Below are 22,389 nucleotides of genomic sequence, written 5' to 3'. Positions count from 1 at the left end.
CGAGCGGCGAAGTCTGGTTGATACACGGAATTCTGTCCGCAAGCACGGGTGGGGGGAAGGGTGTGACCGTCCGGCCTCCCTGGAATGCTCGGCTTCCACTGAAGTAACATCCTGGCCACGATGACCACACCCGAGCTTCCTTTGGCGTCCTGGGCGCGGCGGCTGGCGCCGTCCGCCATGCAGGACATGCTGCAGAACATCACGAAGCCCGGCGTCTTCTCCCTGGCGCTGGGCCTGCCGGCCGCCGAGCTGTTCCCCACCGAGGGCATCGGGGAAGCCGCGGCGCGCGTGCTGGCGGAGCAGGGAGGGGCGCTCCAGTACTCGGCAACGCTGGAGCCGCTGCGCGAGCACATCGTGGCGATGATGGCGAAGCGCGGCGTGCGCTGTACGCCGAAGCAGGTGTTCCTCACCACGGGTGCCCAGCAGGGCATGAACCTCCTGGTGCGGCTGATGCTGGAGCCCGGCCAGCCGGTGATGCTGGAGGACCGCGTGTATTCGGGCTTCCAGCAGGTGCTGGAGCCGTACCAGGCGAAGCGGCTGGCGGTGCGCCGGGACGCGCGCACGGGGCTGGACCTGGACGCGGTGGAGTCGCTGCTGGCCGCGGGTGAGCGGCCGGCGTTCCTCTACACGATGAGCGACGGGCACAACCCGCTGGGCACGAGCCTGGCGGCGGAGGCGCGCGAGCGGCTGGTGAAGCTGGCGCGCGACTACCGCATGCCCATCATCGAGGACGACGCGTACGGCTTCCTCCACTACGAGGCGCAGGTGCTGCCGCCGCTGCGCGCGCTGGACGACCAGTGGGTGTACTACGTGGGCTCGTTCTCGAAGATTCTCGCGCCGGCCCTGCGCGTGGGCTGGGTGGTGGTGCCGGAGCCCATGGTGTTCCGGCTGGCCACGGTGAAGGAGTCGAGCGACATCGACACCGCGACGTTCACCCAGCGCATCATCCTGTCGTTCCTGGACTCGGGGCGGCTGGAGGCGCACCTGGAGCGGCTGCGGAACGAGTACCGCCTGCGCCGCGACGCGCTGCTGGGCGCGCTGGAGAAGCACATGCCCAAGGGAGCCACGTGGACGAAGCCCACGAGCGGCATGTTCGTCTGGGCGGAGCTGCCCGAGGGCACCGACACCACGGCCCTGCTGGCGCGCGCGCTGGAGACGGAGAAGGTGGCGTACCTGCCCGGGCAGGCGTTCTCCGTGCAGGGCGGGCGGTCCGCCGCGCACTGCATGCGGCTGAACTTCTCCAACTGCGAGCCGGCGCGCATCGAAGAGGCCGTGGCCCGGCTGGGCCGGGTGCTGGCGGCGCGGGGCTGACGGGGACGCGAGGAGCCCGGTGCCGCCAGACGGCCCGGGCCCCCTCGGGGCCGCCGTGCCTTTCAGGAACGGAGGCCCTCCCTGACCGGGTTGCCTGCCACTACGGCTGCGCCGCCGCCCCGGCCGGCAGGGCGGGGGAGGTCTCCGCCCCCTCGATCTTGAGCTGCTCGAGGACGTCCTCCTTCACCTCGATCTTCGCCTTGGCCTTCAGGCCGCCGACGAACTCCTCCATGGACCTGGCGCGGCGCTCGGAGAGCAGCCGGCTCTCGATGCGCGCCCGGGCCTGGTCGAACGGCAGATCCACGCCGAGCTGCCGCCCCAGCAGCTTCACCAGGTGGAAGCCCTTCTCCGTCTCCACCACCTGGCCGATCTCCGACACCGTCTTCAGTCCGAAGGCGGCGTCCGCCAGCGCCGCGCCCCAGCTCTGCGTCAGCTCGTCACGGGTGCGGAAGCCCAGGTCGCCCCCGGCGGCCTTCGTGGCGTTGTCCTGGGACTGCTGGGTGGCCGTCATCTCGAAGGCGCTCTTGGAGGCCCCCACCTCCTGGGCCTTCACCTCGGAGAGCAGCTTCACCGCCGCCGCACGCGCCTGGGCGCGCTTGCCCGCGTCGCCCTGCGGGGCCTCCAGGAAGATGTGGCTCAGCCGGACGCGCTCGGGACGGACGAACTCGGAGAGGTGCTCGTCGTAATATTTGCGCAGCTCGGCGTCTCCTGGTGTAGCGGCGGAAGCTTCCTGCTGCTTCCGGAGCAGCTTCTGCACCATGACCTTCTCGAGCGTGGCCTGGATCTCCGGATCCTTGTCCAATTCCTGCCGCCGCGCCTCCTGCACCAGCAGCTCGAAACGGATGAGGTTGTCCAGGAACTCCTTCTTCTTCTCCAGGGTGGCGTACCGGCTGCGGATGAAGGGCGGCTGCTCCTCCAGCCTGGCCTTCACATCCTGGGATGACAGCGTGCGGTCATTCACGACCGCCACGACGGGGCCGGCTGCCTTTGCGGATTGATCGGAAGAGCGAGAAGGACCGCCACCGCAACCTGTAAGTGCAAGTGTGACAAGAACCGCGGGCCGGAGCCAGGCAAAGAACGTTCGCATGTGAAGGATCAACCCCCGGCCATCCACGGAACGAGCGGATCCGCGACGCACGTGTGGGGAGCCAGGAGGTCTGGGGCAGGAAAGAAGGGAAAAGGAAGCGGAGCAACGACCAGGAAACTGTCCTTGAACCATATATCCAGCATGACGCATGGTGCGAACCCCGAAAACCGGCATGTCGGGATCGGCATGCAGAGGGGGGCAGTCCCCACAATGAACATACGTGGCAGAGGCCTTGCGCTGGTCGCGCTGGCGCTATCACTCGCGTGCACGCGTCCTTCTCCCGGTACCGCCCCCCAGGCGGCGCCCGGAGCCGGGGAGACGAGCCGGGTGGTGGGCCGCTATGACGGTGGCGTCATCACCGAGGCGGAGCTGATCGCCGAGTCCTCCCGCCTGCCCTCGCCCCTGCGCGAGCAATTCGAGCGGCCGGCCGGACAGCGCGAATTCGTGCGCTCCATGATCGACAAGCGGCTGCTGGCCCAGGAGGCCCGGACGCGCGGCCTCCATCTGGAGCAGGACATCCAGAAGCAGGTGAGGGAGCTGGAGGAGCGGCTGATCATCCAGGCGTTGCTGGCGGCCGAGGAGAAGGCCGCGGGCAGGCCGGGCGAGGAGCAGCTGCGCGCCTACTACACACAGCACCGGGACGAGTTCGCGCAGCCGGAGCGGCTGAGGCTGGGGCGGGTGCTGGTGGCGTTTCCGGCCGAGGCGACGGCGGCGCAGCGCGCGCAGGCGAAACAGAAGGCGGAGCGCTTCGCACAGCGGCTGAAGGCGGGCGAGGCGCTCGCGAAGGTGGCGGCCGAGGGGGATGGGACCGAGAAGACCCAGGGCGGGGAGCTGGGGTGGGTGGCGCGAGCGGACCTGCCGGACCGGCAGCTGGAGGACGCGGCGTTCGGCCTGAAGACGGTGGGACAGGTGAGTGGGGTGGTCGCGGAGGGCCGGGGGTACTCGGTGGTGCAGTTGCTGGAGCGGCGCGAGGCGCGGGTGCCTCCTTTCGAGGAGGTGAAGGCGGAAGTGGAAGGGCGCGCGCTGCCGCAATTCAAGAAGAAGGCTTTCGAAGCACTGATCGCCCGGCTGCGAAGCGCGGGGGCGGTGGAAGTCGACATTCCTGCACGCCCGTAGGGGCTCGCAGGCGGGAGGGGCTGTGCATCGCTTCAGCTCGAACGGTCTCCGTGCCGTAAAGGCAGTCGTGTGCCTTTTGCGCGCGGCGCATCCATCGAACATGTTCCGCCAGCGCGTGTCCGCGCGGTGGGTGTCCGTGCTGGCCCTGGCGGGGCTGGCGCTCGCCGCGTGCGGCGATGCCAACGTGGTGGCGGAAGTCGGCAAGCGCGAGGTGACGAAGCCGGACGTGTCTGCCTTCATCGCCTCGCGCAGCTCGCGCGAGCGCCCGTCACCTCCCGAGGCCCTGGACTTCCTGGTGGAGCGCTCGCTGCTGGCCGAAGAGGCCCGCCGCTCCGGGCTGGCCGAGGACCCATTGCTGCAGGCCCGGCTGAGGACGGCCGAGCGCGAGCTGCTGGCCCAGGCGCTGCTGGACAAGCGCATGGCGGAGGCCACCACGGACGCGGAGCTGCGCAAGCGCTACGAGTCCTCCCGGGATGCGCTGGCGCAGCGCCAGGTGCATGTGCGGCAGATCATGGTGCGTGTGGCTCCGGGGGTGGACGAGGAGGCACGGGCGCGAGCGCAGTCGCGAATGAACGGCATCTTCGCGCGGCTGGTGGGCGGAGAGCCCTTCGAGAAGGTGGCGCGCGAGGCCTCCGAGGAGACCGTGAGCGCGGCACGCGGAGGAGATCTGGGGCCGGTGCTGGAGGGGCAGGTGGATCCGCTCTTCTTCGCCGAGGCCGCGCGGCTCAAGCAGGGCGAGCGTTCCAAGCCGTTCGCCACCGCGTACGGGTTGCACCTGCTGGAGGCGGTGGAGGGCATGAGGACGGTGGTGCCTGCCTTCGAGGAGGCGCGCGGGAAGCTGGAAGCCGATGCGCGCCGTGAAGCGCAGGAGCGGCTGGTGGAGCAGCTTCGCCAGCAGATCAGCATCAAGACCTACCCTGAGCGGCTGGAGGCCCCCGCGGGCTCCAGCGGGCCCGGGGGGACGGACGGAGGCCAGCGTCCATGATTCGCCACGTTGCGTGGGTGGGAGTGCTCCTCGGCGCGCTGTTGGGATGTGGCCGCCCGGAGACGCAGCAGACGCAGTCCGCCGCCGCCTCGCCCGAGCTGGGCCAGGCGGCTCAGGCCATGCCGGGAGATGTGACGCCGCCGGCGATCCAGATCAACGGTGTGGCGCAGGGCGCGGCGCTGAATACGTCGGCGACGCTGGGGTGGTACGTCACCGACCATAGCGCCACCACGGTGGAGGCGGAGCTGGACGGCGTGCCGGTGACCGGCGAGGTGCAGGTCTCCGCGCCCGGTTGGCACGCGCTGGTGGTCCGGGCAACGGACACCCGGGGCCTGTCCTCGACGGCCACGCGAACCTTCAGGATCGACACGACGCCACCGACGCTCCAGCTCTCCGGCGTCACGGACGGGCAGTACACGAATGCCGCGCAGGTGGTGCCGGACGCCGTCACGACGGATGAAGGCCCGGTGACGCTGACCGCCACCCTCAACGGCGCGGCATACACGCTGAACACGCCGATCGTGGCGGAGAACCGGTATCAGCTGAGCGTGACGGCTACGGACGAGGCCGGGAACACCGCGACCCTGGACGTCACCTTCACCATCGACCGGACAGCACCGGACCTCAACTGGTCGGGCTTCGTGAACGGGCTCACGACGAACGATGTCCCCATCGTCATCAACTACTGGGCGGACGCCACGCTGCCGGATGGGACTCCCGCTCCGCTGGAGGTGGTCGCGACGCTCAACGGCGAGACGATTGCTCCGATGCAGACCGTCTACGCCGAGGGCCCCTACGCCCTGGCCCTCACCGCGACGGACCAGGCCGGCAACACCCGCACCATCCACGGCAGCTTCACCATCGACGTCACGCCGCCGGTGCTGACCGTCGCGGGAGTGACGGACGGCCAGGTGTCGGACACGGAGCAGGTGGTTCCGACCTACAGCGCCACGGACAACGGTCCCGGGCAGGTGATGGTGAGTGCCACGCTGAATGGGTTCTTCTTCCTCAAAGGCACGGCCGTTACGGACGAGGGACTTCACGTCCTGGTCATCACGGCCACGGATGGAGCGGGCAACCAGACGCAGCGGGAGATCTCCTTCACCATCGACCGGACCCCACCTCAGCTGGTCTTGACGGGCGTGACGACCGGCGCGCGATACGGCGGGCCCGTGTACATCAATTACGCCGCGCACGATGCCAACCTGGCTTCCGTCACCAGCACGCTGGACGGAGCGCCGCACACGAGCGGTACGCCCGCCACGGGCGAGGGGGACCACGTCTTCGTGCTCGTGGCGACCGACCACGCGGGCCACCGGGTCGAGGAGCGGCGCACCTTCTTCATCGACCTGTCGCCGCCAGATATCCAGTTGGACGGCCCCGCTGATGGCTCCGTGTTGAACGCGAAGCCGCTCGTGGCGACGTTCAGCGCCACTGACAACTACCCGGGCGAGCTGTTCGTCTCGGCCACGCTGGACGGAGCGCCCTACACGAGCGGCACGCCCATCAACACGGAGGGTCCGCACACCCTGGTCGTCACGGCCAGGGACATCGTGGGGCACACGGCGACACGCCAGGTGAGCTTCACGCTGGACTGGACGCCGCCGGTGTTGACGGTGCAGGGCGTACCCGATGGCCAGGTGGTGAACGTGGCCGAGGTGGTGCCGACGTTCAGTGCGACGGATGCGACGCCGCTGACCGTGACTGCCACGCTCAATGGCGCGCCCTTCACCAGCGGCACGCCGGTGCAGACGGAAGGCGCCTACACGCTCAAGGTCACCGCGCGGGACGCGGCGAACAACGTGACGGAGCGCCAGCTCACCTTCACCCTGGACAGGACACCGCCGGTGGTGACCGTGACGGGCGTGGAGGACGGCAGCCGGCGGAGCCCCCCCGTCGCCATCCACTACAACGGCCAGGACGCGAACCTGCAGTCGGTGGTGGGGACGCTGGACGGGCAGCCCTACGTGGGCGGCACGTACATCACGACCGCGGGGCAGCATGTCTTCGTGGCGGAAGTCACCGACCGGGCGGGGAACCGGACCGAGGTGCGGCGCACCTTCAACATCGACGTGGACGTACCGGTCCTCACCCTCTCGGGGGTGGTGGACGGTCAGCACAGCAACGCGGCGCAGTTGGTGCCCACGTTCAGTGCCACGGACGAGGGGCCGGTGACGGTGGTGGCGACGCTGGACGGAGCGGCCTTTGCCAGCGGCACGCCGGTGACGGCCGAGGGCGTGCACACGCTCATCGTCACCGCCACGGATGACGTGGGCAACACGGCGACGCGGCAGCTCACGTTCACGCTGGACCGGACGCTGCCGGTCATCAACGTGTCAGGGGTCACGGACGGGGAGAAGAGCAGCGCGCCGCAGCTGGTGCCGGCCTTCGAGGTGACGGATGCCACGGCGCTGACGGTGGTGGCCACGCTTGACGCGGTGCCCTTCTCCAGTGGGACGCCGGTGACGGCCGAGGGCGTGCACACGCTCATCGTCACCGCCACGGATGCCGCGGGCAATGTGGCGACCCGGCAGGTGCGCTTCACGCTGGACCGGGCGGCGCCCGTCATCCTCGTGTCCGGAGTGACCAACGGGGAGTACTCGCGCGAGCCCCAGGTGGTACCCGTCTTCACCGTCTCGGACGTGACGGAGGTCAGCGTCACGGCGACGCTGAACGGCAGTGCCTTCACCAGCGGCACCCCGGTGACGGCTCCGAACGACTACGTCCTGAGCATCCAGGCCACCGACCAGCTCGGCCACAGCGAGACCGTGAGTCTTTCGTTCGTCATCGACCGCCTGGGTCCAAACCTGGTGGTGACGGGCTTCGCTCCTGGAGAGCGGCGCCGCACCTTCTTCACCATCGAGTATTCCGCGCAGGACCCGCACCTGGATCCGGCCTCGGTGCAGGCGACCCTGGACGGCCAGCCGTATCTGGCCGGGGCGATGATTTCCGATCCGGGCACCCATGTCTTCCGGCTGGTGGCGGAGGACCGGGCGGGCAATCAGACCGATTTCGAGCAGTCCTTCACCATCGACCGGGCAGCGCCGGTCATCACAGTGTCGGGCGTGCCGGAGGGCGGGGTTACCCGTGCCCAGGTGGTCCCAGTCTTCAGCGCCACGGACGATGGGCCGGGCCCGGTCACGGTGACGGCCACGCTCAATGGCGAGCCGTTCACCAGTGGGACCTCCGTGACGGGTTCCGATGATTCGAGCATGGGCTACACGCTCGTCATCACGGCGGCGGACGACGTGGGCAACACCTCGACCCGCGAGGTGCTCTTCATGATCGACCGGACCCCGCCCATCATCTACCTGTACTACGTGGCGGATGGGGACGTGACGAAGGCCGCCACCGTCACCCCGGTGTTCGGAGCGACCGACCCGCAGGGCGTCACCGTCACGGCGACGCTCAACGGCCAGCCGCATGACAGTGGCACCGACATCACCGCGGAAGGTGACTACCTGCTGGTCATCACCGCCACGGATGGGGTGGGGAACACCACGAGCCGGGAGGTGCGCTTCGCCATCGATCGGACCCTGCCGGTCATCAGCCTGGCGGGTGTGGCCGATGACGAATTGACGAAGGCGTCCGAGGTGATTCCGGTCTTCAACGCGACGGACACCCACGGCGTCGAGGTGGTGGCCACGCTGAACGGGCAGGCGGGCTTCACGAGTGGAACCTCGATCACGGCCGAGGGCGAGTACACGCTGGTCATCACCGCCACGGACGATGCGGACAACGTGGCCACCCAGCAGGTCCACTTCGCCATCGACCGCACACCGCCGGATATCGCCCTGTCGGGCGTCGACCCGGATGAGGCGCGGAAGACGTCCTTCACGCTGACGTTCAGCGCCAGCGATGACCACCTCGAGGCCGGCTCGCCCGTGGCGATGCTGGGGACCCAGACAATCACCAGCGGCACCACCGTCTCGGACGAGGGAAACTACACGCTGGTCATCACCGCCCGGGACCGGGCCACCAACGAGCGGCGGCTGGAGCGGTCGTTCACGGTGGACCGGACGGCGCCGGTGGTGACGCGGGTGAGCCCGCCGGACGGCCACCGCACCGCGAGCAGCACGCAGGAGCTGGTGCTGCTGGTGGAGGACACTCTGTCGCAGGTCACGGTGCGCCTGGGCGCGACGGAGCTGAGCCGGGGCGAGAACGGGCGCTACAGCACGACGCTGGCGTTGCAGGAGGGCACCAACACCTTCGAGCTGACCGCGACGGACGCGGCGGGCAACGTCACGCCGCACTCGGTGACGCTGGTGCGTGACTCGGAGAAGCCGGTGCTGCACGTGGCTGCGCCGGCGCAGAACGCGCGCGTTCCCGCGCTGACGGTGGCCGTCACGGGCACCGTGACGGACGCCTCGACGGTGACGGTGACGGTGGGCGGCCAGGCGGTGGCGGTGCAGCCGGACGGAAGCTTCTCCCACGACGTGACGCTGTCGAAGGGGGACAACACCGTCGTCGTGAGCGCGCAGGACGCGGTGGGGAACACCGAGACGGTGACGCGCACGGTGCGGGCCAACGCGACGAAGCCCACGCTGGCGGTGAGCGCGCCCGCGGATGGCTTGAGCACGACGGATACCACGGTGACGGTGAGCGGCAACGCGAAGGCCGCGGACGACCAGGACACCGTCACGGTGCAGGTCGGTGGCGCGGACGTCTCCGTGGACGCGGCGGGCAACTTCTCTCACGTGCTGACGCTGGACCTGGGGACGACGTCCGTCTCCGTGGTCGCCAAGGACGGCTACGGGCTGACGGAGGAGGTCTCCCGGACCGTTACCCGGACCTCGGTGCCTGACTCGGGAACACCGGACGCGGGGAGCGGCGGGCCGGATGCGGGGAGCGGCGGCTCGGACGCGGGGCCCTCGCCGGCTGACGCCGGCTCCTCCAGTGGCACGGATGCGGGCTCCGGGACGAGCACGGATGCGGGGACGGACATCGGCGAGCCGGATCCGGTGCTCGTGGTGGAGTCGCCCGTGGAGGGCGGTGTCTACGGTGGCACCCAGTTCGCGGTGCGCGGCCGCATCGAGGGCGGCACGCCGCCGCTGCGTGTCACCGTGCAGGGAACGAGCCTGGCCGTGAATGGCCACGAGTTCAGTGGAGCGCTGTCGCTCCTGGACGGCGAGCACTCGCTCCTGTTCCGGGTGACGGACGCGAAGGGCCGCACCGATACCGCGACGCGGGTGATGGTGGTGGACCGCACGCCGCCTCAGCTCAGCTTCACGCGGCCCGTGCCTCCGGCCGATCCGGCTGAGCCTGCCCTGGTGTCGGAGACGCCATTCCTGCTTCAGGGCACGGTGGGTGAGCAGAACCTGGTGGAAGTGCGGGTCGACAGCGGCGCCGACAGCTATCCGGTACGCGTCGTCGCGGGCGCGTTCAGTGCCTCCATCCCGCTGACGCTCGGCACGCCCAGGGACGTCATCGTCAGCGCCCTGGACGTGGCGGGCAACCGCTCGCAGAAGAAGGTGACGCTGTCGCTGCGGAGCTTCGCGCCCGTGGTCACCATTCTCGAGCCCCTCGATGGGGCCGAGGCACCGACTGCCCTGGTGAAGGTGCGCGCACGCGTCGTCAGCGGCGTGCCGCTGCACGAGGTGCGCATCGCCGGAGCGCCGGTGAGCTCGGAGTCCGACGTCTACGAGGCCATGGTGCCGCTGGCGCTGGGGGACAACCTCATCAACGTCACCGCCGAGGACAACCAGACGCCAGAGCGCATGAAGGCCTCCGCCAGCGTGACGGTGCGCTACCGGAACGTGGACGAGGAGGTGCTGGCCGTCACCGGCGTGTTGCCACGGCCGGCCGCGGTGAACGTCGAGCCGGACACGCTCATCAGTGTGGCCTTCAACAAGCCCATCAACCCCGTCGGGCTGAAGGACCGGTTCAAGGTCTTCGTGGAAGGCCAGTCCAGCCCGCTGGCGGGGGGCTACTCCGTGGCGCCGGGGGCGCAGACGGTCTCCTTCATCGCGAGGGACCCGCTGCCGGAGGGTGCGCGGCTGACGGTGCAGGTTGCCGGCATCCAGCCGGAGAAGTTGCCGGACATGGAAGGCAAGACCTTCACCAGTGACTTCACGGTGCGCCGGCCGCTGACGCGCGTCCGCGGGTACGTGACGGATGCGGACTACCGGCCGCTGCCGGGCGTGAAGGTGGTGGTCGAGGACCTGGGCGTCTCCACCGTCACCGGGCCGGACGGTAACTGGACGCTGTTCTCCCCGCGCGGCGGCGAGCAGGTGCTGCGCTACGAGGGCGGCCTCACGTCCGACGGGCTGTCCTTCCCCACGGTGCGTCGCCGGCTGTTCTTCAACGAGGAGGGCGACACGCTGGATGCACCGCTGACGCTCACCCCGGTGGACACGGCTTCCGCCCAGGTGGTGGACGCGCTGAATGAGCTGCACCTGGACTTCGCGGGCCGCCAGCCGGACCTGCAGGTGGACGTGCCCGAGGGCGGACTCTTCTTCGAGGACGGGACGACACGCGGGCTGGTCACCGCGACCGAGGTGCCGCCCTATGCGTTGCCGCTGCCCATCGAGGGCCGCGTCTCGCCTGGAACGCTGTGGCAGATTGGCCCCGCGGGGATGCGGCTGCAGAAGGCGGTGTCCCTGTCCATGCCGAACCGTACGGGGCTGCCGGCCGGGCGCCTGGCCATGGTGCTGGGACATGACCCGCGGCGGCACGTGCTCAAGCGCGCCGGCTTCGCCCAGGTGGCACCGGATGGCAAGGCGCTCCGGCCCCTGGACTCGGTGGCGCTCACCTCGCTGGAGTTCCTGGGCTACGTCCCGCTCAACGACGAGCAGCACCAGGTCGTCGCCGCGGCGCTGGGCCTGAGCCCCGACGGGGGCTCTCCGTTGGATGGCGGGGCGGGGCTGCAAGGGCTCAGGCAGCGGGTTCGTCCGCCTCACCCTTCCATGCCGGCGTGGAAGAAGTTCATGTCGGCCTTCGTGATGAGCGAAGCGCACGCGCAGTTCGGCGGCGGCATGGAGTACTCGGCCTACAGCGCATTCGACACGGTGATGAACCTGGCCATCCCGGGCGCGGTGACGGGCTCGGTGCGTGCGCCGCTGGAGCGGCAGCTCGTGCTGGAGGTGCGCGAGCCGGTGGTGCCCGCGGTGGGCAAGCCCGCTCTGGAGACGACGGTCAACCTGCCGTACACGCTGGCGCTGAACTTCCGTTCGCGCTTCGAGTCAGCGGACCCGTACGACGTGGAGAACCCGGAGACGGTGCGCGTGGAGTTGTCCGCGGAGGCGGCCGGAGGACCGCTGTCGCCGCCCGCGGGGGAGGAGGGAACGTGGCTGGCGCAGGGCGAGGGTGAGGCCACGCTGACGCCAAACGTGGCGCTGCCGCCGGGCACCACGGTGCTGACGCTGTCCGGGTTGTCGAAGTCCACCCAGCGCGCGGTGAGGCTGGAGGCGGTGCTGGAGCCGCTCGAGGAGGACGCGGGCACGCCACGCGCGAAGCTGAAGCTGCGCACGCTGCAGGACACCTTCAACGAGAACGACGACGAGGCCGTCCACAGCCCCATCCGCTTCCAGAACCTGCGGGTGACGCTGACGGGGCCGGGCGGAGGCAGCGCGGGCGCCACGGGGCCCACGGGCGGCTATGGAATCCCGGTGGCGGGACTGATGGGCGGGGAGATGGGCATCTCCTGCACCGAGGTGCCCACCGGCCCGCGGCTGGTGGAGCGCCTGGGGGACGACGGGGTGGTGCACTACACGCCCACGCTCAACCAGTTCCCCGTCTGCTCGCAGACCTTCTGGCTGTACCCGGGCCGCACCACGCGCGCCGACATCCTGGTGGACGTGCGGATGCTCCACGGCTCGCTGACGTTCGTGGACCGCTACGGCAAGCCGCTGGAACTGGACTGCACCCCGGACGCGCACAGCGAGCGGGCCGGGACTCCGGGCGAGTACAGCAAGATCGCGCTGCGGGACGTGAAGTCGACGGAGGTGCACTTCTTCCGCGAGGACGACCTGGAGCACCCGATTGCCACGTTCGCGGCGGGCAAGCCGAACGAGCCGGTGTGCACCAGCGGCACGTACAAGCCGGGCGACCCGCACGGCTACTACGCGCGGGTGCGCACGGGGCCGGCCACGCGCATCCGGCAGATGGCGCGGCAGCGGTGCCTCGAGCTGGAGCAGCAGATGTCGGGCTCCGACGGCGGCAGCCTGAGCCCGGCGGACCAGGGCTATTACGACGGGAACTGCCGGGACAACCGCACGAACTACCTGCGGCTGAACCCGGGCGAGCGGCTCGTGGTGTTCGCGGTGAACCACGAGACGGGCTACGCCGGAACGGCCAGCGTCACCGTGCCGGCCATCAACCGCGTCGGGCGCTCCGATGCGGGGACGTGCGAGGCGGATGACGAGGCCGGCGGCCCGCTGCAGGTGACGGAGTACGGACAGACGATGACGCTGTCGCGGTGCACGCAGGCCGAGCTGGGCATCCCGGCGGACCTGCAGCTGTTCCCGCCGGAGCTGGACATCCGCGTGGCACGGCGCATCACCCCCGAGGGAGTCCAGGTACCCGCGAAGCCCAGCCTCATCCGTCACGGTGGCGCGGCGACGACGAAGGATGACTTCCTCCAGGTGGCCACGCACTGGCGCGTGCGCCAGCTGCCCGAGCCGGACCCCGATGCGGGCACGGACGGAGGCATTGACGCCGGAGCACCGGATGCGGGCCTTGACGCCGGATCGCCGGATGCGGGTGACGGCGGGGCGGCGGATGCGGGCGACGGTGGCTTCGACACCCGGGCGTGGTGCCAGGACGCGGGGCTGCTGCCGGACGGCGGCATCTGCGAGCCGGGGATGATTCGCGACTACGGGCTGGCGGGCGAGGAGCTGGAACTCTTCTGCTCCGAGCTGCCGCCGAATTCGCCGCAGCGGCTGCTGAACCGGTGCGACACGGGGACGGCGCGGGTGGTGGACGTGCCGCCGGGGGTGCCGCCGCTGGCGGGCCGCGTGGTTCGGGTGACGGGGTCGGCGGTGGAGGAGCCGGCGGTGGTGACGTTCCCGGTGCGGCCGGGCCGTCACACGGCGTCCGTGCAGGCCTCGATGACGTACCAGAACACATCGGGCGAGCGGGTGACGCTCAGCTCGCTGCCGAAGGCGAACTACTACCTGCACGTCGTCGGCCACCCGATGTACGAGCGGGACAGGAACGACGACGGCTTCCTGCAGCCGAGCGAGCAGAACGCGCCGCCCCCGGACTTCTGCGAGCCGGGCAAGTGCGTGGGTGACGACGGCAGCGTGGAGCCGAACGACGAGCCCGACGGAGGCCTGGCCGGGATGCCCCGGTGGGCGGTGGGGCTGAAGAACGTCTACCGGCACCGCGAAGCCGACGGCACGGCCCTGGAGCGGTACGACCGCGCGCGCGAGCACGAGTTCCGCGTGCTGGAGCCGGGCGCCGTCACCATCACCGCTCGGACAGGTGAGCACGGGGCAGGGCTGGATGGAGGCGTGGGTGAGACGCTCGATGCCGGGCGCGTGCTCGCTGGAAATCAGCCCGAGGCCAGCGAGGACGACGTGGCCTTCGAGTTCCTCATGGCCAGCCTGCAGGAGCCGGACGAGGCGGGCCGTGCGGGCACGCTGAGTGGTGAGTACCGGCTGCGGCTGGGCACCGATGACTTCGGCATCGAGTGCCCGGTGACCATCGACGCGGCGACGCGGCGAGTGAGCGGCACCTGCGCGGGCGAGTACCTGCCCGAGGTGCTGTCCGCGGCGGACATCCTGTACTTCGAGCTGTACCTGAGCGGGAACGCGGACAACGTCCTGTACCGCTTCAACTTCCACGGCATCTCCCCACGCACGGACTTCGTGACGGCGGGCAGCAAGGACACGGTGGAGAAGTCCCTGGCGAAGCCGTTGCCTGCGCCATCCACGCTCAAGCTCGCTGGCCCGGCGTCGCTGACACCCACGGTGGTACCGGCGCCCGGTAGGTCCATCTCGGAGAAGGCGATGGCGTACTTCGCCATCGAGCCGGACCAGATGACGTCAGGCGAAATCCGGGTATGCGTGGGACGGGACTGCAATACGAAGGAGACGCTGCTCCTCGCGGCGAAGCTCTCGTACAAGGACGGGCCATACGCGGGCGATGAGCGCTACGAGATCGAGAGCTACATCGAAACCGACAAGGAACAGTCCCGTTTCCAGGAGTTCAAGAAGCTCACGAAGGATGATCCGCTCATCCAGTTCGACAAGCCGGGGGCCAACCGAGCCCGGCGCTTCGCGCTGCCTCTGCTCAGCGACCTGGGGTCGATGCAGGATTCCGCCCAGCGCGGCAAGGTGCTCTTCCTCAAGATCAAGCCCGATGCAGGCCTGTTTGGCTTCCCTCGCGACGAGATCGTCATCGAGCTCGGAGAGCCCATGGGGCGCTACACCTTCGTCAATGCGCGGGCTGCCGGGCAGACGGTGGTGCAGGGCGTCAACCTCGCGGGTGGTCACCTCAGCTTGACGCACGAGGACTTCTCCATTCCGCACCTCGGCGAGATGATTCAGTTCTCGCGCACCTTCAACAACCAGAACAACGTCGTGACGGCTCTGGGCACGGGCTGGTCGCACAACTACGAGGGTTTTGTTCTGGAGGAGGAGCTCGGGCGCTACATCGTGGTGCTCGGTGGACAGTCGTACGACTTCCCGTTGTGCGACACGCTCGACCCGACGTTCCATTCGGCGCGCGACTGCCATACGGACAAGTCTCATGGCGGCAGTCTCAAGGTTGACGCGTCGGGCGCCGAGTTCACGACGGAGCAGGGCTGGGTCTACCGGTTCAGGCAGGACTCGGTCCTGGGCAAGACCTATGGCCCGCGCCGCTGGGTGCTGACCGAGTTCTCCGATGGCCAGGGGAAGGACAGTCCGACGAAGCAGGGCTGGACGACCATCTCCTACGAGGCCGACTCCGACCGCGTGGCCCGCGTCAGCCGGGCTCCAGGCCTTGCCACCCTGGTCTTCGAGTACGAGGACATCTCCAGCAACGAGAAGAAGGCCTCCGCGAAGCTGCAGCTGCTGGCCCGCACGGAGAACCTGAGGCGGCTGTCCGCGGTGGGGCTCTATCTGAACAGCGACCTGCCGGCGGATTCGACGAAGAACCCCGACACGGATGATGCGATCCACCGCGTGGAGTTCGAGCATGACTCCACCGGCAACCTGCTGCGCGCCGTGCGCCGCACGGGGCGTCCGCGCCAGGCCTGGAAGTATGAGTACGCGGCGCTCCCCACGGATGTGTCGGGGTATTCGCGGTGGCGGCTCGTCAATGAGCTGAGGGCGGCCCGGCTCCAGCTGTCGCCGGATGAAGCTCCGCCCATCTTCGGGGATGGCGATTACTTCGACCAGTGGGTCGCCAGTTACGGCAGCACCGGCGCATCGAAGACGTACGAGCACGTGCAGCCGCGCGAGGTCATCGACTCGGCGCTGATCTCCGGACTGGGGCCCAAGTCGTTCCTGTACACCTATCTGGATGCAAACAAGCGCAAGGTGAAGCGTCCGGACGGCGTGGAGATGGCCTTCGATCTGACCAACTACGGCAGCGTCGAGCGGCTCCAGGTCGGTGAGCTGCCCGAGCAGAAGACGCATTGGCGTGAGGATGGCCAGATCTCTCCGGACCTGGTGACGCTGTCGAACAAGGCGGAGCTCGGCTACGACTTCGATGCGTCGCACCGCCTGAAGACGTTGACGCTGAAGGCGCTGCCGCCCGCGACGGAGGGATTCAAGGCGACGTCCGGAGTCGCCAAGGATACGGTGCTCGTTCAGCAGACCTTCACGCAGGATGCGAACAAACGGTTCGGTGTTCCCGACACGAGGGTCATCCCCACACACAATGGAACCCAGTCCATCACCTCGCGACTGACTTCCGAAGGTGAGCTCCAGGGCGTCACCATTACGAACAGTGATGGCACGACAGCGCTGGATACGGGCAACCGTACCTTCAAGACGGACGGGTCCGGTGTCGTGACCTCGGAAGTGGACGGGCTCAGTCAGCAAATCACTTACGGTGATCCCAATGCACTGGGCCTGCCGCAGCTCATCATCATCCAGAACACGAAGGCGGCGGAGCTGGGACTTGGCACGCTGACCCGCCATGTGGCCTACGACACGTTCGGCCATGTGGTGAGCGTCAAGGAAGATGAGACGGGGGCCGAGGAGCAGTGGAAGTACGACAGCGTGGGCCGCCTGACCTACCACTTCATCAAGGGAGAGCCTTCGCAGGAGTGGACGTACACCTATACGCCTGCGAATCGGCGGGTGACCGTCGAGGAGCGCCTCAATGGCTCGGAGCCCTTGAGGACGGTGGAGACCTGGGAGGTGACGGAGGGGGACGAGAGCATCAAGGGCCTCTACGTCGAGGAGCGCACGCCCTATGGCCCCCCCGGTCAGCCGAAGACGGCAGTCCGGAAGCGCCTCTCACAGAATGGCCGCCTGGCAAGGACGACGGATGCGGTAGGCGTGGAGCGCACGTACGAGTACGACACGTCTGGCCGCCTGACGGGGATCAAAATCACCAACGCAGGTGAAAGCCAGGGGCCGACCGGCGTCTACGAGGTCAGCTACCAGGACTTCGACTCCAACGGAAATGCCCGCCTGACCGTGGATCACAATGGGTTGTCGACGAGGATCGGCTACGACCTCTTCGGCAGACCCGTGTACTGGGATTACACGGGGGCGGAGTCGATGACCGGGGAGCGCTATACGTCAGAGGTACAGCGCAACTTCCGCGGCGACGTGATGTACACGGCGTTTGGCAACAGTGCCTCCAGTCACGTGCTGGACCTGGAGCCGGACGCGATGGGGCGCATCCGCTCCACGAAGACCAACCTGTCCGGGGCGGTGGTCTCCAGCGTCAACACCACGGTCGAGTACGACACGCTCGGCCGCGTGGCGCGCAGGCAGGACCACATCATGGGAACGGATGAGCGGTACGAGTACCACGACGCGCTCGGCCGCCAGACCCGGTACACGCGCTCCATGGAGTCCGGTGGCGGGCGAATCGAACTGGAGGAGAAGCGCCGTTATCTGGACGCGACTCATGGCCAGACGGGGCGCAGGCTGGTGGAGATCTCCCGGACCATCGGGACGGGGGGCAGCAGCACTCGCACCGAGGTGGTGGAGGAGTACTACGACGTCGCGGGACGGCTGAGGGAGGAGGTGCGGTTCGTCGGGGACAAGCAGGCCACGTACAAGTACACCTACGACACGCGCGGCCAACTGAAGACCCTCGTCGTGCCGACCGAGGGGACCGCCACCGAGACCACGACGTTCCATTACGACCTGGCGGGGAACCTCTACAGGAAGGACGAGCCCGGTGATGTGGAGAATCCCGCTGCCATCACCGAGATCTTCGTGGACGGCGAGGGACGGGTCACGCGGCAGAAGGGCCCGCATGCTGAAGAGGAATGGACGTTCACCTACGACGCCTTCGGCCAGCTCAAATCGAAGGAGCTGGTTGCCACCGGTGGAAACACGGTGGGCGCTGTCTGGAGCTACGCGTACAACCAGACGAACAAGCCAGGCTCGGACGGCTCGGTGCCGAACAGCGCCGTCGAGGAGACGGATCCGCTGGGTTACAAGACCTACCGCTACTTCAATGCGCGCTACCAGCTCTTGAAGGAAGTCCGGGAGGACAAGCTCGAGCTGGCGGGTGGTGGGACTCGCACGGACGGCAACTCGCTTGTCAGCACCTACGCCTACGCGGGGCCCTGGGTGCAGAAGCAGGTGACGACGGAGAAGACGGAGGGCCAGTCGGGTGGTCCGTGGGTGCTGACGCGTGAGCGAAAGAAGTTCGACGACCGCGGCAGGGTGCTGGAGGAGCGCGAGCACTGGCAGCGGGGAACGGACTCGTATGAGTACAGCACCCAGTCTCCGTGGAACGGGCGCACGGTGTCGGTGACGCAGACCGGAACGGTGACGGCCACGCCCGGGGTGACGCTGCCGACGCGCCAGTTCAACCTCGCTGTCAACAGCTTGGGCCAGGTGTCGTCCCGGACGCAGGGGGGCCTGACGGATTCCTGGACGTACGACGCGGTTGGCGTGCTGACGAAGGAGTCGCCATCGGGACGTCCCGAGACGACCTACACGTATGACCAGGGCCTGCTCGTCAACGTGATGTACGGAGCCAGCGAGCAGACCGGAATCGAGTACCGGCTGGACGGGCGCGTGACGAAGGTGACGGACCCGTCCATGCGGGTTCATGAGCGCTTCTATGGGCCTCGGGGGCTGCTGGTCCGGGAGAAATTCGGCAAGGACACGCAGACGACGGAGAAGAAGTACGCGTACGACAGCGGCGGAAACGTGAGCACGGTCTGGGACGATCCCAGCGTTCCGTCCGACAAGTGGCAGTACAGCCATGGCCCGTTGGGTGAGCTGCGCGCGGTCACTCCTCCCGGGCTGGCCACGACCTCCTACGGCTATGACGCGCTCCGGCAGTTGCGGAGCATCACTCCGCCGGCGGGAGGAATGCCCGGGGAGACTTTCGAGCAGGACTACCTGGGCCGCTTGAAGAAGCGAACGCGAGGGACCGGAGCGGACTGGACGGCGAGCTACGTCCACGGGGCGAGCACGGTTGTGGGACCCGATCTCGATGCCACGACGAGTGGCTCCGCGCGCGACACCGTGGCCTCCGTGGTGGATGGCCGTGGGCGCTCGGTGTGGCAGACGTATACGGCGGGTAGCGAGGCGACGACGGGCCGGTATTCGGACCTGACACGGGTGGGCTTCGCCTACGACGGAACCGACGCGGCGGTGCAGGTGTCGGAGGAACGCAAGAGCGGACAGCTCCTGCTCAACTCCTTCACGTACGACCTGCGGGACCGGATTACCCAGGTGGCGCGAGGAAACGACTCGGTTTCGTATACGTATCTGCCGGGCTCGGACCTGCTCCATGAACGGCTGTCCAAGCAGGGGGCCAACGGCTCCATCTACAAGCTGACGCACGCTTACGACGCTCTGGGACGTTTGAGCACGCTGAGCTCGACTCAGGGCGCCACGCAGACGACCCGGAGCATCGAGTTCGAGCCTGGTGGGGAGCGCCTGAGCCGGGTGTCGGATGGCAACGTGGTGGAGCGGCACTGCTATGACGGGCGCGGGTGGCTCGTGTCGGTACGGGCGACCTCGAGCGACGTCGCATGCAGCCAGTCACCTGCGTCGCCTCTGACGTACTTCGAGATGGAGTACGACAAGCGTGGCAACCGGACCGTGGAGCGCTTCCGGGCGGCGACCACGCCCACGGAGCAGGTGACGACGTATGGGTATGACCGTGCAAACCGGCTGACGGGAGTTCGCTATGCGAGCGGAGCGGCGGTGCTGTACCAGCTGGAGGCGGATGGCACGCGGAGGGGAGAGCGACATGCGGCGAGCTACCCGGCGAACGGCCCGCTGGACGCCTTCGGTTTCGGAGCGGTCGTCGGGCCGGAGAAGGATCTTCGTTATGCCTACGACGCGAACGGAGGGTTGCTGTCGATTGACGACCTGTCGCTACCTGATGGGCCGCTTGGAACCGAGCGGCGAGTAGCGAGCTTCACGACAGATGCGGCGGGCCGGTTGCTCCAGGAGTCATCAGTGGAGCGGGGGGTGAGGAACTACGGGTGGGACGTGGCGGGCCGGCTGACGCAGGTGCTGGTGGGGGCCTCGGGAGGAGGCAGTTCCCTCGAAGTGAACCACCAGTATGACTACGCCGGGCTGCGGCGTTCATCCGCGGTGGGGAGCCGGAACCAGGCCTTCTTGTGGGCTGGCGGCCAGCTGGTGGAGGAGACCGCTGGTACCGGGACGCGACTGCTGCATGAGCAGGTGGCGGGCCTGACCGTGGCGGCCGGTGGCGAGCGCCTGCTGCACGACGGGCTGGGCAGCGTGGTGCGCCGGATGACGAGCGGCGACCCGGTGACCTACCGGTACGATGCCTGGGGTGGTTATCAGGATGGAAATAGCCCGGGCCCGAATGAGTCAAGCCTGGGATATACGGGCCACAGCTTCGACAAGGATGCCGGACTCGTATACGCGCAGCAGCGCTGGTACCTCCCGCGATGGGGGCGCTTCCTCTCCGAGGATCCCCTCATGGGGAACCTGTACAACCCGATGAGCCTGGGCGCGTTCGCCTACGGGAACGTAAACCCGCTGCGCTTCGTGGACCCGACGGGCGAGGCTGGCGAGCTGCTCGGCTGGCTTTCTGAAGTGGAAAGGGAAGAGGGATACACGCCCGAGTATGTCCAATGGGCACGGCTCGGCAGCCTCTTCTACGAGCGCAACCGGCAGCCCATCGACGACATCAATGAAGTCGTCACGGCGGTGGAGGAACATGGCCCGAAGGTAGCGAAGGTGGTGGGGGGCACCGCGGGCATTGCTATCGGCTGTGTCGCCATGGGCTGCACGCCCGCGTTCTTCGTCGCGGGTGGAGGCATGGCGGGCAACGTGTTGGGCCAGATGGCGGCACAGCAGGGACCCAAGAGCTTCGCCGACGTCGACTACTTCGACGCGTATCTCGGAGGAGGGCTCGATGCCGGCGTGGGCGTCGCGGTAAAGGGGGTCACCGCCCTCAGGTATGGCCCGGCGGTGCTGCGAGCGTCCGGGGCTGCATTGGGTACCTACGGGATGTACGAGGGCGCCAGGTACACCCAGGCGGGCATTGCCAGCGGGGACTACTGGATGGTGGCTGCCGGAATATCGGCCGGCGTCTCCGGGATGGCGGGAGTCGCGCACGGAGTGCGTCCCGCCCTCGACAAGCTCAAGTTGCCAGACTGGGATGGGGTCGGACCAGGGCCTGCGTGGGCGCTCGCGGGAGGAGGGCGGTTCCCGCCAGGCGGCATGCCCGGAGCCGATGGACGCTCCGGCTGGCGCCGGCTCGTCTCCTTCATGGCAGGAAGCGGTGATGGTGGTGGCAGTGATCCGCTGAAGAGCAGCCGGAAGAACTTCGTGCGCAGGAACGGCGCGAAGGCCCAGGAACTGGAGAACAAGGAGGTGCCCGGAGTGATTACGCGCGGGGCGGCGAACAAGGCACGGCGCCTCCGCTACATGGGGGCGACCCCCACCAAGGACTCTCCGACAGGCCGCGTGGTCATCGAGAGGATGACCAAGGAGGGCAAGATCCGGACGAACCCGACTGGGGGAACCGACGTCAAGTATCGGGAAATGTGGGTCCCGATCGAAACGACCGATATGGCGCACCGGATCGACGCAGTCAAATGGTGGAACGCAATCGGGCGCTTCCATGGGGCACGCTCGAAGAGAGTGCGCGACTTCATGCTGGATCCGAACAATTATGAGCTCCAGCCAGCGCACGTGAACCGGTCGAACGGCGCGCGGTTGGATGATGAGTACATGGATCCGGAGATTTGAAGAGAGGATGAACGTGTCTGAACTTTCTGACGAGCAGCACGAGAAGATTTCGCAGCTCTGTGCTCAAGGGGATGATCTTGCGGAAGCGGAGAAGTATGAGGCGGCGTTGCAGAAATACCGCCAGGCACTGGCGCTCATCCCCGCTCCCGTGCACCAGTACGCCGCCGCGACCTGGGTGTTCACCGCAATCGGTGACATGTATTTCCACTTGGGGGATTTCGCGGAGGCACGAAAGGCAATGCGGGATGCCGTTCGGAGCCCTGATGGATTGGGTAATCCTTTCGTCCATTTGCGGCTTGGGCAGAGCGAGTTCGAACTGGGTGACAAGAAGCGGGCTGCAGATGAGCTCGCACGGGCATACATGGGCGGCGGGGAAGAGGTTTTTGAGGGAGACGACGAGAAGTACCTTCAGTTCATCAAGTCTCAGCTCCTTCCTGAACAGGATGCCTGATGCATCCATCACGTATCGTTCTCTCTGGAGCCGAGTGGACGGGCTGAAATTGTTGACGCGCACCCTGGTTGAGGGAGCGAGGCCCGAGTTCGAGCCGGCTGTGTGATGGGGTCGGGAGGACTGCCCA

6 protein-coding genes are annotated in these 22,389 nt (G+C 68.2%); 5 read left to right on the top strand and 1 reads right to left on the bottom strand.

The window, feature by feature from the left end:
- Window positions 1-186 precede the first annotated feature (186 nt).
- Window positions 187-1,311 carry a PLP-dependent aminotransferase family protein gene (locus K8638_RS32910; protein WP_223758642.1) on the top strand — a complete coding sequence of 375 codons (1,125 nt, stop codon included), beginning with the start codon at window positions 187-189 and terminating at the stop codon, window positions 1,309-1,311.
- 100 nt (window positions 1,312-1,411) lie between these two features.
- Here the strand turns inward: K8638_RS32910 and K8638_RS32905 are convergent, their stop codons facing one another.
- Window positions 1,412-2,281 carry a peptidylprolyl isomerase gene (locus K8638_RS32905; RefSeq protein ID WP_370644179.1) on the bottom strand — a complete coding sequence of 290 codons (870 nt, stop codon included), beginning with the start codon at window positions 2,279-2,281 and terminating at the stop codon, window positions 1,412-1,414.
- 444 nt (window positions 2,282-2,725) lie between these two features.
- Here K8638_RS32905 and K8638_RS32900 point away from each other — a divergent pair, with 444 nt between their 5' ends.
- The 4 genes from K8638_RS32900 (at window position 2,726) to K8638_RS32885 (ending at window position 22,262) form a co-directional block, all read left to right on the top strand.
- Window positions 2,726-3,514, top strand: a complete 789-nt coding sequence (locus tag K8638_RS32900; RefSeq protein WP_370644178.1) for a peptidylprolyl isomerase — start codon at window positions 2,726-2,728, stop codon at window positions 3,512-3,514.
- 100 nt (window positions 3,515-3,614) lie between these two features.
- A complete protein-coding gene (locus tag K8638_RS32895) occupies window positions 3,615-4,499 on the top strand; it encodes a peptidylprolyl isomerase (RefSeq protein ID WP_223758640.1) in 885 nt (294 codons plus the stop codon).
- A complete protein-coding gene (locus K8638_RS32890; RefSeq protein ID WP_223758639.1) occupies window positions 4,496-21,811 on the top strand; it encodes an RHS repeat-associated core domain-containing protein in 17,316 nt (5,771 codons plus the stop codon). The genes K8638_RS32895 and K8638_RS32890 overlap by 4 nt, the downstream gene beginning before the upstream one ends.
- 7 nt (window positions 21,812-21,818) lie before the next feature.
- Entirely contained in the window at window positions 21,819-22,262 is a 444-nt protein-coding gene (locus K8638_RS32885; RefSeq protein WP_223758638.1) for a tol-pal system YbgF family protein, read from the top strand.
- The last annotated feature ends 127 nt before the right edge of the window (window positions 22,263-22,389 follow it).

The organism is Myxococcus sp. RHSTA-1-4 (genome assembly GCF_020037125.1).
In the GTDB taxonomy this organism is placed as follows: Bacteria; Myxococcota; Myxococcia; order Myxococcales; family Myxococcaceae; genus Myxococcus.
This window is presented reverse-complemented; position numbering and strand designations above follow the sequence as displayed.

Coding starts and splice junctions, on each gene's coding strand:
- K8638_RS32910 (WP_223758642.1), top strand. CDS start 187: ATGCTGCAGAACATCACGAAGCCCGGCGTCTTCTCCCTGGCGCTGGGC.
- K8638_RS32895 (WP_223758640.1), top strand. CDS start 3,615: ATGTTCCGCCAGCGCGTGTCCGCGCGGTGGGTGTCCGTGCTGGCCCTG.
- K8638_RS32890 (WP_223758639.1), top strand. CDS start 4,496: ATGATTCGCCACGTTGCGTGGGTGGGAGTGCTCCTCGGCGCGCTGTTG.
- K8638_RS32885 (WP_223758638.1), top strand. CDS start 21,819: ATGAACGTGTCTGAACTTTCTGACGAGCAGCACGAGAAGATTTCGCAG.